The organism is Bartonella sp. SL317, assembly GCF_059687655.1.
On record NZ_CM185144.1, the window covers coordinates 571,303 to 592,220 of the forward strand.

The 20,918-nt window shown below is 38.8% G+C and carries 19 protein-coding genes and 3 pseudogenes; 10 read left to right on the forward strand and 12 right to left on the reverse strand.

The window, feature by feature from the left end; translation table 11 throughout:
• Positions 1-13 precede the first annotated feature (13 nt).
• The 4 genes from AC6ER9_RS02805 to AC6ER9_RS02820 form a co-directional block, all read right to left on the reverse strand.
• Positions 14-301 carry a HigA family addiction module antitoxin gene (locus tag AC6ER9_RS02805; RefSeq protein ID WP_497075257.1) on the reverse strand — a complete coding sequence of 96 codons (288 nt, stop codon included), beginning with the start codon at positions 299-301 and terminating at the stop codon, positions 14-16.
• A gap of 41 nt (positions 302-342) precedes the next feature.
• Positions 343-507 carry a type II toxin-antitoxin system RelE/ParE family toxin gene (locus AC6ER9_RS02810; RefSeq protein ID WP_497075258.1) on the reverse strand — a complete coding sequence of 55 codons (165 nt, stop codon included), beginning with the start codon at positions 505-507 and terminating at the stop codon, positions 343-345.
• A 150-nt stretch (positions 508-657) separates the two neighbouring features.
• Positions 658-834, reverse strand: coding sequence for a hypothetical protein (locus AC6ER9_RS02815; RefSeq protein WP_497074906.1), 177 nt, complete (start codon positions 832-834; stop codon positions 658-660).
• Positions 835-1,214: 380 nt separating this feature from the next.
• Complete coding sequence (locus AC6ER9_RS02820; protein WP_497074907.1) at positions 1,215-2,048, reverse strand: hypothetical protein; 834 nt, start codon at positions 2,046-2,048, stop codon at positions 1,215-1,217.
• 1,036 nt (positions 2,049-3,084) lie between these two features.
• On the opposite strand from AC6ER9_RS02820, the gene AC6ER9_RS02825 reads away from it, so the two are divergent.
• The 6 genes from AC6ER9_RS02825 (at position 3,085) to AC6ER9_RS02850 (ending at position 6,493) form a co-directional block, all read left to right on the forward strand.
• Complete coding sequence (locus AC6ER9_RS02825) at positions 3,085-3,327, forward strand: helix-turn-helix domain-containing protein (protein WP_497074908.1); 243 nt, start codon at positions 3,085-3,087, stop codon at positions 3,325-3,327.
• A gap of 240 nt (positions 3,328-3,567) precedes the next feature.
• Positions 3,568-3,810 carry a helix-turn-helix domain-containing protein gene (locus AC6ER9_RS02830; RefSeq protein WP_497074909.1) on the forward strand — a complete coding sequence of 81 codons (243 nt, stop codon included), beginning with the start codon at positions 3,568-3,570 and terminating at the stop codon, positions 3,808-3,810.
• Positions 3,811-4,043: 233 nt separating this feature from the next.
• The gene (locus AC6ER9_RS02835) at positions 4,044-4,400 is read left to right on the forward strand and encodes a helix-turn-helix domain-containing protein (RefSeq protein WP_497074910.1); all 357 of its coding nucleotides are present in this window, start codon (positions 4,044-4,046) and stop codon (positions 4,398-4,400) included.
• A gap of 302 nt (positions 4,401-4,702) precedes the next feature.
• Positions 4,703-4,954, forward strand: coding sequence for an AbrB/MazE/SpoVT family DNA-binding domain-containing protein (locus tag AC6ER9_RS02840; RefSeq protein ID WP_497074911.1), 252 nt, complete (start codon positions 4,703-4,705; stop codon positions 4,952-4,954).
• Entirely contained in the window at positions 4,951-5,349 is a 399-nt protein-coding gene (locus AC6ER9_RS02845) for a type II toxin-antitoxin system VapC family toxin (protein ID WP_497074912.1), read from the forward strand. The genes AC6ER9_RS02840 and AC6ER9_RS02845 overlap by 4 nt, the downstream gene beginning before the upstream one ends.
• 97 nt (positions 5,350-5,446) lie before the next feature.
• A complete protein-coding gene (locus AC6ER9_RS02850) occupies positions 5,447-6,493 on the forward strand; it encodes a Fic family protein (RefSeq protein ID WP_497074913.1) in 1,047 nt (348 codons plus the stop codon).
• 5 nt (positions 6,494-6,498) lie between these two features.
• Here AC6ER9_RS02850 and AC6ER9_RS02855 read toward each other — a convergent pair.
• A pseudogene (locus AC6ER9_RS02855) lies at positions 6,499-7,145 on the reverse strand (recombinase family protein).
• 288 nt (positions 7,146-7,433) lie between these two features.
• On the opposite strand from AC6ER9_RS02855, the pseudogene AC6ER9_RS02860 reads away from it, so the two are divergent.
• The 3 genes and pseudogenes from AC6ER9_RS02860 (at position 7,434) to AC6ER9_RS02870 (ending at position 8,183) form a co-directional block, all read left to right on the forward strand.
• Positions 7,434-7,658 (forward strand): annotated as a pseudogene (locus AC6ER9_RS02860) (hypothetical protein).
• A gap of 46 nt (positions 7,659-7,704) precedes the next feature.
• Positions 7,705-7,851 (forward strand): hypothetical protein, encoded by a 147-nt coding sequence (locus AC6ER9_RS02865; protein ID WP_497074914.1) that lies wholly within the window; start codon positions 7,705-7,707, stop codon positions 7,849-7,851.
• Positions 7,852-7,871: 20 nt separating this feature from the next.
• Positions 7,872-8,183: a hypothetical protein gene (locus AC6ER9_RS02870; protein ID WP_497074915.1), complete on the forward strand. Its 312-nt coding sequence runs from the start codon at positions 7,872-7,874 to the stop codon at positions 8,181-8,183.
• Between the two features lie 430 nt (positions 8,184-8,613).
• Here the strand turns inward: AC6ER9_RS02870 and AC6ER9_RS02875 are convergent, their stop codons facing one another.
• The 7 genes and pseudogenes from AC6ER9_RS02875 to AC6ER9_RS02905 all read right to left on the reverse strand — a co-directional run bounded on the left by AC6ER9_RS02875 (position 8,614) and on the right by AC6ER9_RS02905 (position 19,085).
• Complete coding sequence (locus AC6ER9_RS02875) at positions 8,614-8,772, reverse strand: hypothetical protein (RefSeq protein WP_497074916.1); 159 nt, start codon at positions 8,770-8,772, stop codon at positions 8,614-8,616.
• Between the two features lie 945 nt (positions 8,773-9,717).
• Positions 9,718-11,073, reverse strand: a complete 1,356-nt coding sequence (gene glmM / locus AC6ER9_RS02880) for a phosphoglucosamine mutase (RefSeq protein ID WP_497074917.1) — start codon at positions 11,071-11,073, stop codon at positions 9,718-9,720.
• Positions 11,074-12,043: 970 nt separating this feature from the next.
• Positions 12,044-14,212 (reverse strand): ATP-dependent zinc metalloprotease FtsH, encoded by a 2,169-nt coding sequence (ftsH, locus tag AC6ER9_RS02885; RefSeq protein ID WP_497074918.1) that lies wholly within the window; start codon positions 14,210-14,212, stop codon positions 12,044-12,046.
• Positions 14,213-14,326: 114 nt separating this feature from the next.
• Positions 14,327-15,853, reverse strand: a complete 1,527-nt coding sequence (gene tilS, locus AC6ER9_RS02890; RefSeq protein WP_497074919.1) for a tRNA lysidine(34) synthetase TilS — start codon at positions 15,851-15,853, stop codon at positions 14,327-14,329.
• An 18-nt stretch (positions 15,854-15,871) separates the two neighbouring features.
• A complete protein-coding gene (locus tag AC6ER9_RS02895) occupies positions 15,872-17,623 on the reverse strand; it encodes a tol-pal system YbgF family protein (protein WP_497074920.1) in 1,752 nt (583 codons plus the stop codon).
• A 54-nt stretch (positions 17,624-17,677) separates the two neighbouring features.
• A pseudogene (pal, locus tag AC6ER9_RS02900) lies at positions 17,678-18,198 on the reverse strand (peptidoglycan-associated lipoprotein Pal).
• Between the two features lie 191 nt (positions 18,199-18,389).
• Positions 18,390-19,085, reverse strand: coding sequence for a DUF1013 domain-containing protein (locus AC6ER9_RS02905; protein WP_497074921.1), 696 nt, complete (start codon positions 19,083-19,085; stop codon positions 18,390-18,392).
• A 379-nt stretch (positions 19,086-19,464) separates the two neighbouring features.
• Here AC6ER9_RS02905 and AC6ER9_RS02910 point away from each other — a divergent pair, with 379 nt between their 5' ends.
• A complete protein-coding gene (locus tag AC6ER9_RS02910; RefSeq protein ID WP_497074922.1) occupies positions 19,465-20,211 on the forward strand; it encodes a YebC/PmpR family DNA-binding transcriptional regulator in 747 nt (248 codons plus the stop codon).
• The last annotated feature ends 707 nt before the right edge of the window (positions 20,212-20,918 follow it).

Below are 20,918 nucleotides of genomic sequence, written 5' to 3' on the forward strand. Positions count from 1 at the left end.
AATGCGAGAGATGCTAATATGAACGCACTGAAAGCGGCTGTATTTTAGGTTGCTTACGTTTTAAAGCTTTTGATAAATCATAATTTGTTTGTAGTGCAAGCCAAGCCCGTGCTGTACTCACACCAGCCATTTCAAGCCTAATAGCAAGATTAGCACTAATCGCAGCTTTTCCATTTAAAACTCTAGAAAGTGCTACACGAAATATACCAAGCCGCTTGGCTACTTCATTAACAGACGAATCAAGTTCTTTGATAACATCTTCACGCAGTAATTCACCGGGATATGGAGGATTTTTCATTATTCTTTTAGCACTCCTTAGTGATAATCTAGATAATTAACTATTTAGACATCTACACCTTCAAAGCGAAAGATGACACGACAATTTCCATTGACAGTAATTGACCAATATCCCTTGAGATCACCCTTTAGCGGATGCAATCGAAAAGACGGAAAACTTAAATCATTTTGGGATATAGCGACTTCAAGGGCACCTAGAATACGCTTCAGTTTTGAGCATGATCAGCTCTAATCCCTTTTGTAGTACCACTCTTATAGAATGCTTCTAGCCCTTTATGTTTAAATTCTAAATCGTAACTGAATATAGTGTGTAAAGCTATACGATACAAAAAAATCATTATCTTTGCATCATTCCGCTCATTACTTGAAAAGCATAAAATTATAATTAGAAGGTGCTAAACGCAATAGGAGTGAATCATATCCCCAATTGGCAGCTAAACTTAAAAATATCAAGATAATATAGCCAATAACCATTGCTGTTTGGTGTTCATAGGGTGCAGCACCCGCCACATATCCAGCAAAAAGAAAGAATAACACTAATACACTCCCTCCTGCTATAAACTGTGTTAAAATAAGAACCGGTTTACGAATAAGCAAAAGGAAAAGAAAAATAAAAAAATGAGTGTTTTAAATATCTTAGATAAGATTTTACGAAATATAAAGAACACTCTATGAATTATAGAAACTGGATTTTTTTCTTTTTTATTTAATTGATTTGTAGATAAAGTATCCATGCCCCCCTCCCATATTTATATATAGAGAACGCTTTAAGCTGTAGAATACGTTCATTTATTTATGACGACTTATACACCTATATAAGTCATTATCTCAATTTTATGATTTCTTTTAGGATTTAAACAGTTTCCTTTATTTTTAAAAGCAGGCGTGGTCCCTTAGCCCCTCTCCGCGCCTGTTATTTATGCTACTCTATCCAACTTACTGACAATATCATCGCCTTCATAAACTTCACAATTTATAGGAACCAAACTAAAAGGGCTCCGGTGTTTTATTCTTGCATTGCCATAGACCTTACCTCTAATCACAAAATAACCAGATACCTTAGCATTTCCATAAACAGAGCCATAAACATCAGTATGGCTTCCTACGATAGCATTTCCATAAACCTTGCCATAAATTTTAGAAGCACCACTAACAGCAGCATAATCATACACCTCAGCATTTCTGTGAATACGTGCACACCCAGATAATCTCGCATTCCCATAAACCTGTGCGCAATGATAAACCCAAGCTTTATAGGAAATATGAGCATTATCATAAACATGCGCATTCCCATAAACTTTAGCCTTTCCACTTACGATAGCATTGCCATAAATTTTTGCTTCACTATGAACCATAGCAGCACCATCAACATAAGTATTATCACGAACTATAGCATTATGAAAAATTACAGTATCTTCACAGTTCTGCGCATTCCCATAAATTTTATTATTTCCTAACACACGTGCTTTACCGTAAACTTCGGCGTTGCCATAAATTCTAGTTTTATTTAAAAATTTTCCATAGGTTTGTTCATAAATCGTAGCCTGTCCATAAACTTTAGCACATCCAGAAACCTCACCATAAATCAAAGCATCGTCATATACTTGCGCATATCCATAAACCTCAGCTTCTATATGTACATTTGCATTTCCATAAACCCGTGCATTATCATAAATCTTAGCCCAACCTTTAACTTCTGCTTTATCATAAACCAAAGCATTATCGGAAACATAAGCATCTCTATAAACCATGGCGTCACCACGAACACAGCAATTACCGTCATACGATAAGAAAGAGGCGATAAGTTAGTTTCCTTTTCAATAAAACCACCAAGGTCACCAGCTTTAACATCACCAAAATCTCTTAATGAACGAATGCGATAAAGAGGAGTGTTGTCAACTTGTTTAGTTTCATTGGTAAATTCATACTTTTTTGAGATTGTGTTCATAATGAACTTCTTTAGGATAATATTTTGAATTGACACCCTCTAAAGGCGCCGGGTGCTCAAAACACGGCCGTAAGTCCGTTGTTACGTTTTCCCCCTAAGGGTATTTTATGACATAACGACACCCGACAAAATCATTATACGTTTTTTAAACATAAAAGACAGTCAGTTTTTTTAAAAAGGAAAGATTACTTTCTCTCCACGCTCTAGTGTTTTGATCACTTAAGTATTTATATAACAAAATACCCATTTATTCTATTTACTTTTTTGATATTTTTTATAATATTTTCAAATATATAGAACTTAAAATACCTTATATTTTTATCTCTTTCTTTTGACTATAGCGCCCTTATTAACTCTACCCTTTAATCATGATTTCGGAGCCGCGTGAGAAGGATAAAATAATCCGTTTGGTTCTTGGTCAAGGACGCCTTAAGGCGCTCTGTGAGGGTTTCCTTGACCTTAAGAACCTAGGATTGTTATCTCTTCGATAAACGCGGGTCTGATCTCATGATTTTGGTGAGCGTTCACAAGAATTTGAGAGGCGGTAGCCTTTCATTAAAAAACAAAGTTTATCAGTAAAAAACTATTTTTATTGCTAATCTTCCAAGATTATCTTATCAAGAAAAGTTATTGGTTATCTACGCAACGGTCAATCAGGGAATGAAAGACCCGAAACTTGAAACATATATTTATCCCACTTTGGGGATATCTCGGATTTCTGGGAGCTTTTGTTATGTCCAAGTGCAATAGCACTAAAAGCAAAAGGCTGAGTCAAGTTTCAGCGCTTTCAACTCCCGGAATACTTCTGCGAGGGCGCTCGCAACCGGAGGGGGTGCAAAGTGCAAACCAAAAATCAACATTTAAATGATATTTCCGTAGGCAAAAAAATTCGCTTCAGAAGAGAAGTGTTAAAAATGTCTCAAAAACAATTAGGGGACCTCTTAGGAGTAACCTTTCAACAAATCAAAAAATATGAAAAAGCTACAAACCGCATAGGAGCTGGACGTTCACAAGAATTTGAGAGGCTATCACCTCTCATTAAAAAACAAAGTTTATCAGTAAAAAACTATTTTTATTGCTAATCTTCTAAGATTATCTTATCAAGAAAAGTTATTGGTTATCTACGCAACGGTCAATCAGGGAATGAAAGACCCGAAACTTGAAACATATATTTATCCCACTTTGGGGATCTCTCGGATTTCCGGGAGCTTTTGTTATGTCCAAGTGCAATAGTACTAAAAGCAAAATGCTGATGAAAACTCAGTACTTTACTACTCCCGGAATACTAATGCGAGGGCGCTCGCAACCGGAGGGGGTGCAAAGTGCAAACCAAAAATCAACATTTAAATGATATTTCCGTAGGCAAAAAAATCCGCTTCAGAAGAGAAGTGTTAAAAATGTCTCAAAAACAATTAGGGGACCTCTTAGGAGTAACCTTTCAACAAATCCAAAAATATGAAAAAGCTACAAACCGCATAGGAGCTGGACGTTCACAAGAATTTGAGAGGCTATCACCTCTCATTAAAAAACAAAGTTTATCAGTAAAAAACTATTTTTATTGCTAATCTTTTAAGATTATCTTATGAAGAGTTATTGGTTATCTACGCAATGATCAATAAGGGATAGTAAACCCTAAGTTCTAAAAAAAATTAACTCACTATGTGAGTCCTCCCAATTCCGGGAGATTTTGTTATGTCCAAGTGCAATAGCACTAAAAGCAAAATGCTGATTAGAACTCAGTACTTTACTACTCCCGGAATACTAATGCGAGGGCGCTCGCAACCGGAGGGGGTGCAAAGTGCAAACCAAAAATCAACATTTAAATGATATTTCTGTAGGCAAAAAAATCCGCTTCAGAAGAGAAGTGTTAAAAATGTCTCAAAAACAATTAGGGGACCTCTTAGGAGTAACCTTTCAACAAATCCAAAAATATGAAAAAGCTACAAACCGCATAGGAGCTGGACGTTTGCAGGAAATTGCTGACATCCTCGATGTTGATATCTCCTTTTTTTATAGCGATATTTCCCAAAAAAGAAATGTTGCATACCCTTATGATGAAGGCATTTCCAACAAAGAAGAATACTTTCTTTTAAAAGGTTTTAGACAACTCAAGCCTAAAAAACAAAAAGCAATTTTGTGGTTGATTGCCGAATAGAATGAAAGTTTTTATAGAGTGTACGGCGCTTTAACCATTTGATAAATAAGTGCTTAATTGCAAATAATTTAAATATTTATTACGTATTCTGTACGGACAGAATAAATATTTATTATGTCATGTTTCATGAATTACAATTGGGTATAATCATGCATATATTCTGGTATGCAAACAGATATTTTAAAATTCCTCACGTTCTAGATCAGCCCTATAGCTCTTTGGCAAATTTAAAAAAGTAATTGAATTTTTCATTATTTTTTATATATACTCAATAACGATATCTGTACTAAGAGGATTTTTCTATGCCTTCACTAACGGTTACAGCAAAAGGACAAGTGACGCTGAAGCGGGATTTACTCCAGCATCTTGGTGTTAAACCAGGTGAGCGAGTTGAATTTGACAAGTTACCAGGGGGTGAACTTCGTATAAAGGCAGCACAACCTACAAACACAATTGATAGTTTTATCGGACGATTTGCTGGAAAAGTTAAAAAACCACTGACTATTGAAGAAATGAATGAAATTTCTGCCTCTGGTTGGGCGGGGGAAAAGTGAAGATTACTGTCGATACAAATGTTCTAGCGCGTGCTGTTTTACAAGATGATAAAAAGCAAGGTGAAGCAGCAAGCAAAATCTTAAGAGAAGCTTCACTCATCGCTATTTCTTTACCTTGTTTATGTGAACTTGTTTGGATACTTCGTCGAGGTGCAAAATTATCAAAAGAAGATATTGCTGGAATGTTACGTGATTTACTTGCAACCAGTAATATAGTCATGAATCGACCAGCGGTTGAAGCAGGGCTTACTATCCTTGAATCTGGTGGAGATTTTGCTGATGGAATTATATCTTATGAGGGGAATTGGCTGGGTGGTAAAACTTTTGTTTCATTTGATAAGTTAGCAATAGACCTATTAACGCAAAACGGACAGTCCACAAAACTTCTTTCTTAAAGAGTAAACGAAGACTGTAATGTGAAAAGTTCTTTATTTTCATGGGATTTATAGAAAAATAATTGATAATCCGGTATAATCGGGTATATAATCCGGTATGCAAACAGATACACTCAAAATCACACAAGAATTATTAGCTCTTATTACTGAGATTGATGAATTCAAAGGTGCGTGGCGCGCTTTTGGAACTCTTGCTCCAGAACGTTTGAATGCTCTGCGCCATATTGCAACTGTTGAAAGTATTGGATCTTCTACGCGTATTGAAGGAAATAAATTAACAGACCGTGAGATTGAAAAGCTTTTATTAAACTTAGACGTTAAAAGTTTTAAGAGCCATGATGAACAGGAAGTTATTGGTTATGCAAAAGTTATGGAAACAATCTTTCAATCTTGGAAAGATATTCCTATTACAGAAAATCATATTAAACAGTTGCACCGTGATCTTTTATATGAGAGCGATAAGGATGAACGTCATAGAGGGGAATATAAGACATTACGTAATGATGTAGCAGCCTTCAATTCTAAAGAGGAAATGGTTGGCATTGTTTTTGAAACAGCAACACCATTTGACACACCATACCGAATGCAAGAACTTATTGATTGGTTTAATAAAACCAATGAATTAAACAATCTTCATCCTTTACTTATGATTGCTATTTTTAATGTTACTTTTCTAGCTATTCATCCTTTCCAAGATGGAAATGGACGCTTAAGCCGTATCTTAACAACCTTGCTTTTGTTACAAAAAGGCTATGTTTATGTACCATATTCGTCACTTGAAAGCATCATAGAGAATAATAAAGAAAGTTACTACTTAGCTTTGAATCAAACGCAAAAGACAATTTATACGAAGACGCCTAATTGGGAACCTTGGGTACTCTTCTTTTTACGTGCTCTACAAAAACAAAAACGCCAATTAGAAATGAAAATAGAAAGTGAAAAAAATGCCCTTTTGGTTTTATCTGAATTGGCTCTTAATATTCTTGACTATGTTCGTGCTCATGGGCGTGTTACAACCCGCGATATGGTCCGTGAAATTGGAGCAAGTCCCAATACACTTAAAGCAACCTTTACATCACTCGTTGAAAAAGGTCTTTTGATACGTCATGGAGGAGGGCGATCAACTTGGTATAGCTTGCCTTAATTTTCCTATGCTCTTGGCATGGTAATGATCGGCCTAACTTTTGTAGGTTTGATATTTTTTCGTCCAATAAATAAGCGCAAGGTATTTACACTAACGCCTAGTGTCTTAGCAATACGGCTTTGTGACAACCCAACATTTATAAATGCTTGAATTTCATCAATGTGATTGTCTAGCTTTAATTGCATAGCAATACTTCCCTGTGGACGCCCTAGTTTTATCCCTCGTTGACGAGCAACATTTAAAGCTTCTTTTGTGCGCTCTTGAATGAAATGTCTTTCAATTTGCACTACCATACCCAATACAGTTGCGATGATATCGCTCTGTAAACTCCCATCCATGATGAGATTTTGTCTTGTCACATGAACAATCAACCCCCGTTCACTAGCTAACTTTGAGAATTTCTCAAACAGATAAGAGAAGAACCAGCAATACGAGAAAACTCAGGTGTGAGTAATACATCACCCCGTTCTGCTTTTTCAATTAATATTCCAAGTTTACGCTTGCGCCAGTCTTGTCCCCTACTTACAACTTCCTCTTCAATATGGAGTGGTGCAAAGCCATGTCTGTTAGCATATTCTAACAAGCCAAATTTTTTATTTTCTGTATCTTGTCCATCACGAGAAACGCGCAAATAAGCGTAAAATTTTGCCATATTTAATAAAAACGTCAATTTAGATTTAAAATGATATATTTTTATTCAAAAAAAAATGTCAAATAAATAGATGATTTCATATCAGAAAAAACCATTGTTTTCATTGATAAAAAATAAAATTTATCAATGATAAAATAGGAAATTTGATTGATCAGATTTAATCATTCGATTGAATATTTCAAGACAAATTACAAAAAGGAATTTCTCATGCAAAAGAAATTACCCAAAAGTTATATGACCGATGCTGAACGTGAAAAATGACGAGCAGAAGGCTTAGATCAAAACTGTATTTATACTGCTGAATCAGAAGCAGCGGCTAAAACAAATGACAACCGAGCAGTATGGGAATGGTTAGCAATGGTTGAACTACCTGCTCACACACTTTTATTTCTTAAAAATCGACGTGGAGCATAATTTATTCGTGATATGGGTTTTCTACCCAAGAATGCTGATGAAGAATATGGTCCAGACTGGTTAGAGAAAGGCGTTGTGATAGGAGGTCATCATTTCTAAAAAATTCGAAAAATCAGATTGGATCTTATCACAAGAAGATAGCTATGTGCAAAGTCTTGAAAAAATATTGATCACCAAGAAATTACATAGTGTACGGAATGATTTATGTAATCATATTCGTAATATTGGAAAAAGTGATGGTCTTTCGTTACTTCTTGATACGGAGCGGAGTCTTGCAGAAAATGATTTTTAAGATACGCTAACAGCAAAGCTATGGCCAGTAGTCTCAAAACAGCATTAACTGAAATAGATGTTGTCAAGAGGCACGTGGTGCTTGTTGGTGAACCTGTACAATATAAGGTGATAAACAAGGCTTATAGTTTATCCAAAAATCGGAAAGGTGGTTTACCTTATGACGAAGCGCGACAAGCAATGGCATCTCACTATGCACGATTGAGGAATCTTGACAAGGCGCGTTTAACTGATATTGAAAAATCGATTATTGATATGCGAAGAGAAAATATCAAAGCAATGCAAAAACTCTACGAAAAGATGCAAGCAAAAGCTATTGGTACAGATTTCTAACCCAATCAACCCAATAAAGTACGCATAACAAAATTTTTTACATTAATTTATCTCCATACTCTTTAAAAGTAATTGCCAAATGAAAATCTCTCGTATATATTCTTTCTTGGGGAGAGAGGTTATGCATTAAGACCCCCGCAGGATTTTGTATCCAATCTCTTTCTCCATTCAATTAAAAAACTTGATTTTTTATCTTCCTCGTTTTGTTTATATTGCTTCATAGCAATGATCAGCTAAATTTAAGATGGTCTTTGTAGATGCCAAATTCGTATTTGAAATGCGATTATGGATCACTTAACTTAATTAAAAATACATTGTCTCTTTTTTAAAAATCATCATCATCCCTAAAAGAAAAACTAAAAAGCCGTTCTTTCAGTGTTTTAAATCTGAAGTGATTAATGTTATATCTTTTTTTCATTTTAAGAGAAAATCATGCAGTCTCGATTGCTTCAATCTCGATTGTTTCAATATTGCTTATCATGTGAATGATTAAGAATAAAGAGAGTACAATCTCAAACAAGTCCATCACATCGATGGCTGATATATTAATAACATTTCTTCCGTTTATTTCATCTTCCGTTTGTTTCATTGGGCATTTCATTCCCCTTTTTCAGTTTTATATCAAATTCATGATACAACTTACTTAGGATTTTTGAGCATTTCTAAAGCTTTTAAAAACTTCATTCAGTTCTGATTTGAACAAAGATTTTTTTTGATCATTTGATTTTATTGGCTGGTTTTTTCTCGCTTTTTGCAAACACCAATCCTTCATTTTTCCTCAGAAGCTTCATTGAAGCTAAAGCGTAGAAAGAACGTTCGAGATACTACAGTTTTCCTCTATTTTCTTTAGCCATCATCGCCCGTCAATATCCAGCAGATGATTGAATCAATTTCTCGCAATATTTTTTGAAAATGATAGCGATAACCAGAGCAGCTTTTTGAATTCCCCCCGAAATGCTTCCTTTTACAATAAAAGAAAGCACTTTTTTCGTTTTTTGGCTTCTTCAAGCGCCTGAAGAAAAATCCCCTTCATTTGAGCTAAAAATTCCATAAAACCACTTCAATACTTTTCACACAGCAACCCATGTAAAACAACACCCCATGTAAACATGAAACAATACTTCATCTAAAAGTTTTAATTTGAAGTGATTGATTGTTTTTTTAGAAAAAAGCTGTTTTGCTTTTCTCTACATTTTCATCAGCCCTTTTACCACAACCGAAGATCATCTGACTAATTTGAATGTGGTCAGATTATTCTGAACACGCATATTTTCCTTATATACACTTCAAGAATCTTGTGTATAATTCAAAAAATTTTTCCCCTCTCTCAAGAGGCTTGAGAAAGCACACACCAAAATCCTCTTACCGCCCCCCCCCCAAGCAAAAAACATCCCCAAAGATCAATCGCTTCTACTTAATTAACTTTCCTCCAACAGATCATTCCAAAAACTCCCTTCTGTTTCTTTTAAAAATGACCTAATCGCTTACCTTTAAAAGAATTCAAGTTTCCTCAAGCGTAGTCCCCATGCTTGCATCATCCCACACTTGCATCATGATGGGTGATCACATCCATCAACTCTGTCACAACTGTGTCCAATATGTCTCGTGCATCCCCTTCAGCCATAAGGCGGATCACCGGCTCAGTTCCAGAAGCACGGATCACCAACCGTGCTTCTTTTCCCAGCCGCTTTTCTGCTTGATCAATGGCCGTTTTGACGGGATTTTTTTTCAAGACATTTTTATTTTTAATCGTTACATTTTTTAGAATTTGCGGTACAGGTTCAAACCGTTTACACAATTGGCTCATAGGACTTTGACTTTCCTTCATACAAGCTAAAATCTGCAAAGCCGCCACCAACCCATCACCCGTTGTCCCAAAATCACTAAGTACAATATGCCCCGAAGCCTCACCTCCAACATTATATCCCTTTTGACGCATAGCATCGACAACATAACGATCTCCAACTTTTGTTCTGATAAGATCCAAGCCTTTGCCGTTCAAAAACCGCTCCAACCCTAAATTGGACATAATCGTTGTGACAACGCCATTGCACCGTAATCGTCCCATTTTATGCCAATTTTCAGCAATCACAGCAATCAACTGATCCCCATCAACCGTTTGTGCTTTTTCATCAACAATGAGAACACGATCGCCATCTCCATCAAGCGCAATCCCTACATCAGCACGCACTTCATGTACTTTACGTTTTAAAGAGCTTAAATCCGTTGAGCCACATTTTTGATTAATGTTGGTCCCATTAGGTTCATCGTGAATAGCAAAAACCTCAGCCCCCAACTCCCATAAAGCACGAGGCGCTGCTTTATAGGCAGCCCCATTGGCACAATCCACCACAATACGCACAGCATCTAAGCGAACATCACGCGGCAAAGTTCGTTTGGCATATTCAATATAACGATAAATATCTCCCTCAACCCGTTTTGCATAACCAATTTCAGCAGAACTTGCTAAAGATTTCGAAAGATCGGTATCGATTAATTGTTCAATTTTCGCTTCCATATCATCTGAAAGTTTAAAACCATCCGGACCAAAAAGCTTAATTCCATTATCATAAAAAGGATTATGAGAAGCAGAAATCATCACCCCAAGATCCGCGCGCAGTGAACGACAAAGCATGGCAACAGCAGGGGTCGGCACAGGGCCCAATAAAAAAGCTTCCATCCCCGCAGCCGTCAACCCTGAAACCAAAGCATTTTCCAACATATAGCCAGATAATCGGGTATCCTTGCCAATCACCACACGACGCGATTGATGTTGTGAACGGAATAAAATCCCCACAGCCATCCCTACCTTCATGGCAAAATCAGCTGTCATAGGAAATGAATTGGCTTTCCCGCGAATTCCATCTGTACCAAAATATTTTTGTACCATGCCTCTTTCCTTATTCTTTCTTCCCTTGGCTTTTTTAAAAACTCAAACAGCCCCCTTGGTACAATAGATCCCCTCACCATATTCCCTTCCCCCTATAAGTAAGACCATTGAACGCGTCTCTCATCTTTTATAGATCATCAAAAAACTCTTCAGCATCTACATAACCTAAACCATGCTCAACCAATAATGTTTCTACACCGCACATATAAAACAATATTATCTCCTAAAAAGCTTTACATATCCCTTAAACAGCAACCAAAGAATATTTCATGGCTTGAACCAAATTTGCATAGCAATCCATTGTAAACCTCCCGCCCTTGACCAAAATCCACACACGCTACCCCATCACAAAACCTCTCATCTTTGCAAAATAGATAACCAACACTCCATCATCTCACCTCAAACCCTGCTAAACTCGCAAAGAGTACTCCATTGTAAACCTCCCACCCTTGACCAAAATCTGCACACGCTACCCCCACCATCAAACCTCTCATCTTTGCAAAATAGATAACCAACACTCCATCATCTCACCTCAAACCCTGCTAAATACGAAAAGAGTACTCCATCGCCAAACCTCCCACCCTTGACCAAAATCTGCACACGCTACCCCCACCACCAAACCTCTCATCTTTGCAAAATAGATAACCAACACTCCATCATCTCACCTCAAGCCCTGCTAAACTCGCAAAGAGTACTCCATCGCCAAGTCTCACAACCCTTTTTCCAACGCCTCAAAGTAATCTATTGCTTCCCCTCAAACGCTTTTTGCCAAATCCGCAAGGCAATAGACCACCTTATCCGCTACGAAGCCATCATAATACAATGGTTTTATACAATAGCTTTGCTTAATTTTTTGCTTCCATATTTTGATAAATGTTACAATCAAAGGCGCAAGCAAAGCTTGCGCCTTTTTCAAAAAATTTAAAAGTTTTTTTCAAAACATAGCTACTCAAGCGTTATTAAAAAGCTCTTATTTTTCTTTATCAGATTGCGCAGGTTTAGGCTTTTTTTCAGCGCTGCTTTTACTTTGAGAACGATTAACTGATTTTGTGGAACCTTTTGCGCTTTGCGATTTTTTCTGAGCCTCATCCGGTTGCGCCTTTTTAGACTCAGTCTCCTTGGACTTAGGATCACTGGATTTTGCTGTTTTCTTTCCACCAGCGCCCTCTACTTTGTCGTCCTCACCTTTAATGGTCTCTGCTTTATGGGCTGCTGTTTTAGGCGCTGTTTTAGCATCTTTTTCATCGACCACAGAGTCCCCTGCCTTCACTGTTCCAGTTTTTGGAACAGAAGAAGTTCGTGGAGCAGCATTTTCATCTTTCTGTGTCCGTGACGGCGGCTTTCCTGCAATGACTTCGTTAATTTCAGCGCCTGTTAAAGTTTCATATTCCAACAAGCCTTGTGCCAAAGAAAACCATTCTTTTCTTTTTGTTTTCAAAATTTCTGTAGCACTTTTATAAGCATCATCAATAAGCTTACGCACTTCCATATCAATCATACGGGCTGTTTCTTCAGAGACGTTTTGTGTTCGCGCAACAGAATGACCCAAAAAAACCTCATCTTGGTTATCGCCATAAGCGACATTCCCAAGCAGATCAGAAAATCCCCACCGTGTGATCATGGCACGCGCTAATTTGGTTGCTTGCTCAATATCAGAAGAAGCCCCCGATGTGATATTTTCCTTTCCAAATTTCAATTCTTCAGCCACACGTCCCCCCATCATAATGGCCAAACGAGAAATCATCCAGCGATAACTCATGGAATAGCGATCACCTTCTGGCAATTGCATCACCATTCCCAATGCTCTTCCCCTTGGAACGATTGTTGCTTTGTGGACAGGATCAGCAACCGGCACATTGAGAGCGACAATAGCATGTCCGGCTTCATGATAAGCCGTGAGCTCTTTTTCCTCTTGTGTCATAGCGGTTGAACGGCGCTCAGCCCCCATCATCACCTTATCTTTTGCATCTTCGAATTCTTGCATCGTCACCACTCTTTTATTACGGCTTGCAGCCATAAGAGCAGCTTCATTGACAAGATTCATCAAATCTGCACCGGAAAACCCTGGAGTTCCCCTTGCTAAAACTTTCAGATCAACATTAGGCGCTAAAGGAACATTGCGCACATGCACTTTCAAAATTTGCTCACGTCCAGAAACATCTGGGTTTGGCACAACAACTTGTCGATCAAAGCGCCCTGGTCTCAATAAAGCAGGATCCAGCACATCCGGACGGTTTGTTGCAGCAATCAGAATAATACTTTCATTGGGCTCAAACCCATCCATTTCGACCAGCAACTGATTTAAAGTTTGCTCGCGTTCATCGTTTCCACCACCCAGTCCAGCCCCCCGATGGCGTCCAACAGCATCGATTTCATCGATAAAAATAATACAAGGCGCATTTTTTTTAGCCTGTTCAAACATATCCCTTACACGGCTTGCCCCAACACCAACAAACATTTCAACAAAATCAGACCCTGAAATGGTAAAGAAAGGCACATTAGCTTCACCCGCCACCGAGCGCGCTAACAGCGTTTTACCGGTTCCTGGAGGACCAACAAGCAAAACACCACGTGGAATACGCCCTCCTAAGCGTTGAAATTTTTGTGGTTCGCGTAAAAATTCAACAATTTCTTGCAGGTCATGCTTTGCTTCTTCAACGCCTGCAACATCCTTAAAGGTAACACGTCCTTGTGCTTCATTAAGCAATCTTGCTTTCGATTTGCCAAACCCCATTGCGCCGCGTGATCCATTTTGCATTTGTCGCATAAAAAAGACCCACGCCCCAACGATAATAAAAACAGGCAGTAAGGAAAAAAGAAGATTAAGGAATATACTATTTCCAGAGCTTTCAGGAATAGCTTTAACATTGACGTTTTTGCTTTCCAATTTTTGTATCAAACTAGGATCACGTGGTGCAAAAGTTGAAACAGTTCTACGTTCGACAGTTTGTCCTGTTAATTTTTGACCTTGAATGGTCACCGATTTTAGCTCGTTATTCTCAACTTTTTGCAAAAATTCAGAATAGGAGACTTCTCCACCACCAGAACGTTGACTATCTCCATTAAAGAAAGAAAACGACACAATCAAAATCAAGGCAATAACTCCCCAAATGAGGAGAGAGCGGTAATTGGAATTCATATTCAGCCCACTTAATCAAATATAGATTTCAAATAGTTCCCCTTAACATATAACCTTGTCAGCCCCTTGCCAAGGGATGAGAAGCTGTTTATTCTCTTTTAGCGTTATTTTTCTTTATCTTTTCACCTCAAGATTAAAAAAAGGTTCCACAACATTCACCAATGCAGCATCTTCACGTGAGGAAAGCCAATCGAAAGGTGCCATAATTCGCTTGATGATAACATTTTTATAAATAACCGCTTGAGAAAGCAACTCTGGAATATCATATCCTTTATCATGTGAAATCATCAGCAGCGATTGTAAAGAGGGAAAATGAGGTTTTTTAAGATAAAAATCGCTGTTTTTCAATAAAGATTTCAGCTGTTCTAAATGAGCCGCTCCAACCTTTATCGCTTCAGATCCATGATTGATAACCTGATAGCGTCCATCCCATATGAGCGTTTTATTGGGCTCAACAAGAGCCTCTTTCATATTGCGCCCTTCACGCCAAAAAGCGATTCCCCTTTTATTATATTCAATCACACAGCCAGCATAAGTAAAACGCTTCTTTTCTGAAGAATGAAAACAGATTTTTTGAACAATCGTGCTCAATTTTTGCTTAGGGAGCAAATAAAATCCCCCTCCCATGAGCACCGCAAAAAGCCCGATGACGAAAGGAAAACAGGAATGTTTCTGTAAAAATGGTGCAGGCTTTGCAATGAAACAACGCCCATGTTGAACCGTAATATCCAGCGCTGAGATCAAATCGGCCATATTTTGCGCTTGTTGACGACGTTGTAATGCGGCTTCATTTATTTTTTGAGCAATATCAACAAGCTTTTGCGAAGAAAGAGATTGACGCACCCGCACACGTTCAAAATTGCGATCTTCGTTTGTGGGATCCTCAATCCATGTTTTTCCTTGTGAGCGTAAATAATGCCGCAATGTTTGACGTTTGACCCCAAGAAGCGGCCGAATCAAACGCACTTTTCTATGCAACAATGCCTCACGCGGAATACAAGATAAACCACGCGCATAGAGGGCTCCATAACTTTTTTCGGCAATATCGTTTCTCGTTTCTCTGGCATGACCTTCATCATGCAACGCACCAGCAGAACCGCCCGCAGAAACGCCCTCACACAGAGCACCCGCTTTATCACCCAACGCACCAGCAGAACCGCCCGCAGGAACACCCTCACGCACAGCACCAGTTTCACCGTGCAAAGTAGCGCGACTCTTTTGGAGACGTTGATACCGCATTTGATAGGTTTCAACCTGATCATTGAGTGTATGGCCCGTCATAATAAGGGAGGCACCTTGTTTTTGCGCTTCTTTAACCAAAAGATTATAGCGTGCAACACGAGCGCTGGAAGCAATATGCGTCTTTGGTTTTTCGCCTTCCCACCGCACAGTGACATGTTTAATGTGATGAGCACGACAAATTTCCGCAACAATTTCTGCTTCACGTGCTGATTCTTCACGCAATTGATGATCAACCGTGACAGCAATTATTTCTGGGGAAACAGAGAGGGTTTCCAAATGTTCTTTGACCAAAAACATCAAAGCCAAGGAATCACTTCCCCCTGAGACGGCAAGAATCACGCGTCGACATTGAATAAAATCCGATGTTTTAAAGAGGTTTCTTGCCAGTCTAACGCACACCAAACATGACCTCGCTGCTTATTTTGTAGATTTACAAAACACTGACTCTAACATTTGATGATGTTTTGATTTTTTCATAAAATGCGCACAATCCCCCTTATTGGGCTCAAGAGCGATCATACTTCTTGCTAATTTTAGCAAAATCTCGGAAGTATAGAGTTTCTTTTTATCGGCATACCATGCGCTTAAATAAACTTGTGCTGCTTCATGATAACGTTTTTGTCCCAACAAAGATTCAGCCAACCAAAATAAAGCATCATCACTCAAAGGGTCTTTTTTGTAGCGATTTTGAAAAGCACAAAAGCTTTTTTCAGCATCAACATAATTGGCAGAACGAATAAAATCATACCCTTCCTTATACAAAGCTTTTGAAGAAGAAAGAGCGTCATTCTGATGTGATTCGACATGAGCACTTACATCATGATCCTTTACATCAGCAACCTTTGTCTGATCATCAGCGCTATGTTCCTGCCCCATCTTTTCTTCTACAGTTTGGGATTTTTCATCCAAAGCAGCATTTTCAGAGGAACAAGAATAAACAGAAGTGTCTTTTTTATCAAAAAGCTCATGAAACTGCTTGCTAACATCTTTTAGATTATTATGCTCAAGCACCGTTCGTATCTTATGCAAAAGCTTATCTAAATCATAATCTTTAAATAAAGCCTGCTGATTCTCTAATATAATCCCTTGATGCTCCGAAATACCAGAAGCTTTTTCTATCCTCTCAGAAGCAGCTTTATCAACAGCATCAGTGGCTTTTTTCACTGCATCGGAAGCTGCCTTATCAGCAGCATCAGTGGCTTTTTTCACCGCATCAGAAGCCGCCTTATCAGTAACATCAGAAGCTTTTTCTACTGCATCAGAAGCCGCTTTATCAGCAGCATCAGTGGCTTTTTTCACTGCATCGGAAGCTGCCTTATCAGCAGCATCAGTGGCTTTTTTCACCGCATCAGAAGCCGCCTTATCAGTAACATCAGAAGCTTTTTCTATCTTCTCAGAAGCCGCTTTATCAGCAGCATCAGTGGCTTTTTTCACTGCATCGGAAGCCGCTTGATCAGCAGCGTCAGATGCGTTTTTCTCTGTATCGGAAGCAGCCTTATCAGCGGCGTCAGTGGCTTTTTCTATCTTCTCAGAAGCCGCTTTATCAGCAGCGTCAGAAGCTTTTTCTACTGTATCGGAAGCAGCCTTATCAGCAGCATCAGTAGCTTTTTCTATCTTCTCAGAAGCCGCTTTATCAGCAGCGTCAGAAGCTTTTTCTACTGCATCGGAAGCTTGATCAGCAGCATCAGTGGCTTTTTTTACCGCATCGGAAGCAGCCTTATCAGCAGCATCAGTAGCTTTTTCTACTGCATCAGAAGCCGCTTTATCAGCAGCGTCAGTAGCTTTTTCTATCTTCTCAGAAGCAGCCTTATCAACAGCGTCAGTGGCTTTTTCTATCTTCTCAGAAGCGGCTTTATCAGCAGCGTCAGATGCGTTTTTCTCTGCATCAGAAGCAGCCTTATCAGCAGCATCAGTGGCTTTTTCTACCGCATCGGAAGCCTTATCAGCGGCATCAGTGGCTTTTTCTATCTTCTCAGAAGCAGCCTTATCAGCGGCATCAGGTGCGTTTTTCTCTGTATCGGAAGCTGCTTTATCAGCGGTACCAGCTTTATCCGTATCATGTGCAGGATATTCCGAAGCCTTTCGAGCCGCACTTTCAGCAAATGAAAGTGAACAAGCTACGAAAACCGCCATATAAAAAATCGTTTTCCAATTTATTTTACGATACATTCTTTTCTCCCCTTAAGAGCTTATTGAATGGTTGAAATAAACAATTTTCTTTCTTTAACGACTATTCATGTCATTCAGCGTTGTCACAGCACGTCGATTTTTATTCCAACAGGAAATATCATCACACACTGCTACAGGCCTTTCTTTTCCGTAAGAAATTGTTTGAATCCGTTGTGCAGACACACCAAGAGATACCAAATAGTTTCGCACAGCAACAGCACGGCGCTGCCCCAGTGCCAAGTTATATTCACGTGTTCCCCTCTCATCGGCATGACCTTCGATCATGATAGAATAATAAGGATAATGAAGCAACCATTCTGCTTGGCGCGTTAAAGTACGTTCAGCGTCTGCATTAAGTGAAGAAGAATCGAGACTAAAAAACACGCGATCTCCCACATTAACAGTAAATTCTTGTCCTGAACCTGGTGACAGTTGATTGAAACCAGCATTATTCATATAGGCGCCATTCATACCGTTCAATGCCCCGATATTTTTTTTATCACACCCACTCAAACATAGAGAGAAAAAAAGAGAAAAGCGAAAGAATGAAAAAAGGTATTTTGGGTAAAGCGCATAGTCCGTTTCTCCTTGAATTTCGTAAAGAAGGGTAAATTCTTAAAAATATTTCTTAAGAATAACTGTATAATTCCTAATGAAGACGATTTTTCTTACTTTTGTCATCATTTTTTAGTCTCTGCTCATTTTTCTTCTCTCCGGTTATTTCTCTTGCATTTTTATGAGAAATGTTACCCTTATACCATGCTATTTATACATCCTCTTGATCTTGATGATTTTTTTGTAACGCATTCAACTTTGCAAAAACTTTATCAGCATCAAAAGTCTTGTTTTGATTTTCTGCACTCTCATGTTCCTCTAGAGCAGCATTTTCCGTTACAGAAGCAGGAAGCAACGACCTATCTTCTTCTGCAGCAACAAGACGATTTTTTGCCGCACGTTGGAGTTCAAAGTCTAAATCGATTTGTGAACACAAGCCAAGTCCTACAGGATCAAGAGGAGATAAATTGGCACTATTCCAATGGGTCCGAAGGCGGATTTGTTCAATCGTTGCTTTTGTTGTTCCAATCAATCGTGCAATTTGTGCATCTTTCAACTCGGGATGGTTTGTGACCAACCATAAGATACCATTGGGACGATCTTGACGTCGAGAAAGAGGGATATAGCGCGCACCTTTCCGTTTTTTTTCAGGAATGTGCACCCTCGATTGAGAAATTTTCAAGCGTGCATTTTGATCGGCCTCCACCCGTGCAATTTCACTGCGCGTCAACTGCCCAGAACTAATCGGATCAAGACCTTTAATACCATAAGCTGCCTCTCCATCGGCAATAGCTTTGACTTCCAAGACATGTAATTTACAAAATTCTGCAATCTGCTCAAAAGAAAGAGCTGTATTATCAACCAACCAAACAGCTGTCGCTTTGGGCATCAAAAGTTGCGTTGCCATTTTTATAAATCCTCTTCTGCGCCTCTTCTATTCTATGAGGCAGGTTATATCGCCCACTCAAGAGCACTGGAACTTTGTTATATATCAGTTTTTCCCACCCACTCTTAAAAACAAAGCGAGACATGGAATAAACCATTTTGCCGTGAGATTATATTTTGTTATAGCGTGATTTTTGCTCAACGACAAGAGACCTCTCTTATCATGATCCTTAAGCAAGGGGATCTTTACCTTTAAGATGAATTTTCTTATAAAGGGTTTATTCGATTATTTCACCCCATGCTGTGGCACATTTATTCTGGTGGGATGCGTGGTTTTATCGCTTTGAAATTCTAAAGAATATCCAACTGGAAGAACAGCCCTTGAAACAGGAAGGAAAACTATGGCAGGTCACTCACAATTTAAAAATATTATGCACCGTAAAGGGCGTCAAGATGCAATGCGCTCGAAAATATTTTCTAAGCTTGCGCGCGAAATTACCGTAGCAGCAAAACAAGGTGCGCCTGATCCGGCCATGAATCCACGTTTAAGGCTGGCTGTCCAAAATGCCAAAGCACAGTCGATGCCAAAAGATAATATCGAACGCGCGATTAAAAAAGCTTCCGGCTCTGATGTCGAAAATTATGATGAAGTCCGCTATGAGGGCTATGGACCAGGCGGTGTTGCCGTCATTGTTGAAGCATTAACAGACAACCGTAACCGCACCGCTTCAAACGTACGCGCCGCCTTCACCAAATCCGGAGGAGCCTTAGGAGAAACAGGGTCTGTAAGTTTCATGTTTAATCGGATTGGGGAAATAATTTACAAGCCAGAAGCAGGAACAGCAGACAACATCATGGAGGCAGCAATTGAAGCCGGTGCTGAAGATGTACAATCAGAAGCAACGGGACATCATATTACCTGCGCATTTGAAGATATTGGTGAAGTTTCAAAAACACTTGAAGCAAAACTGGGTGAAGCAGAATCGATTAAAACAATTTGGAAAGCCACCACCCTTGCTCCAATAGATGAAGAAAAAGCTTTATCCGTTTTACGACTGATTTCAACATTAGAAGAAGATGATGATGTGCAAAATGTTTATGCTAATTTCGATGTCAGCGATGAGATTTTAGCAAAACTATCTGTATAATTTTCATCGAGGGCCCCTTGCTTCACCCCCTTGCTTCACCTATGAGAGATTGAAAAAACATCTCTCACCTCTTCTCTTTAGTCACATATATAAAAGCCCCGCATCAATAGCAGGGTTTATTATTGACAACGAATTGATTGATAATGATACAGTACTGTTTTACCTATTGAATGAGAGCCCTTAAAGAGCATCAAATTCTTTCTTTTTAAATCTCTTTCATGTTGAATCAATTAAACCACTTGGGCTTGCACATAAAAAGCAGAGAGAACCGTGTGGATAAAACTATAAAAAATGCCATTTCATGAACCGCCTTCAAAGCCAAGGTTTGGTCCACAACACTCAAAGGCTAGCAAAATGTGTGATAGTGCTGCATTCTTCATAAACTTCAAAGATAGGGCAGCTTACTGAATTTGTCTTATACCATTCATAGTCGACGTCGTGAAATGGGTGTGACGAGCGTTGCAAAATGTTTCTTAAAAAAACCCGCGAGTGTATTAATCAAAACCCGCGAATGCGCAAATCAGTAGTGTTCTGTTTTTATATGATGGTCGTAATCCCATAAAAAAACGTGAGAAACAAAAGGCAATGCGTAATCTTTATTATTAAAAGACATTGCTCTAGAGAGTTTTAAAAGCCGTAAAGCTGAATTAAAAGATAATAGTAAGGCTGGGAACTGGTTTTTACCGTTCGCCTTTATGTTCTCCCTA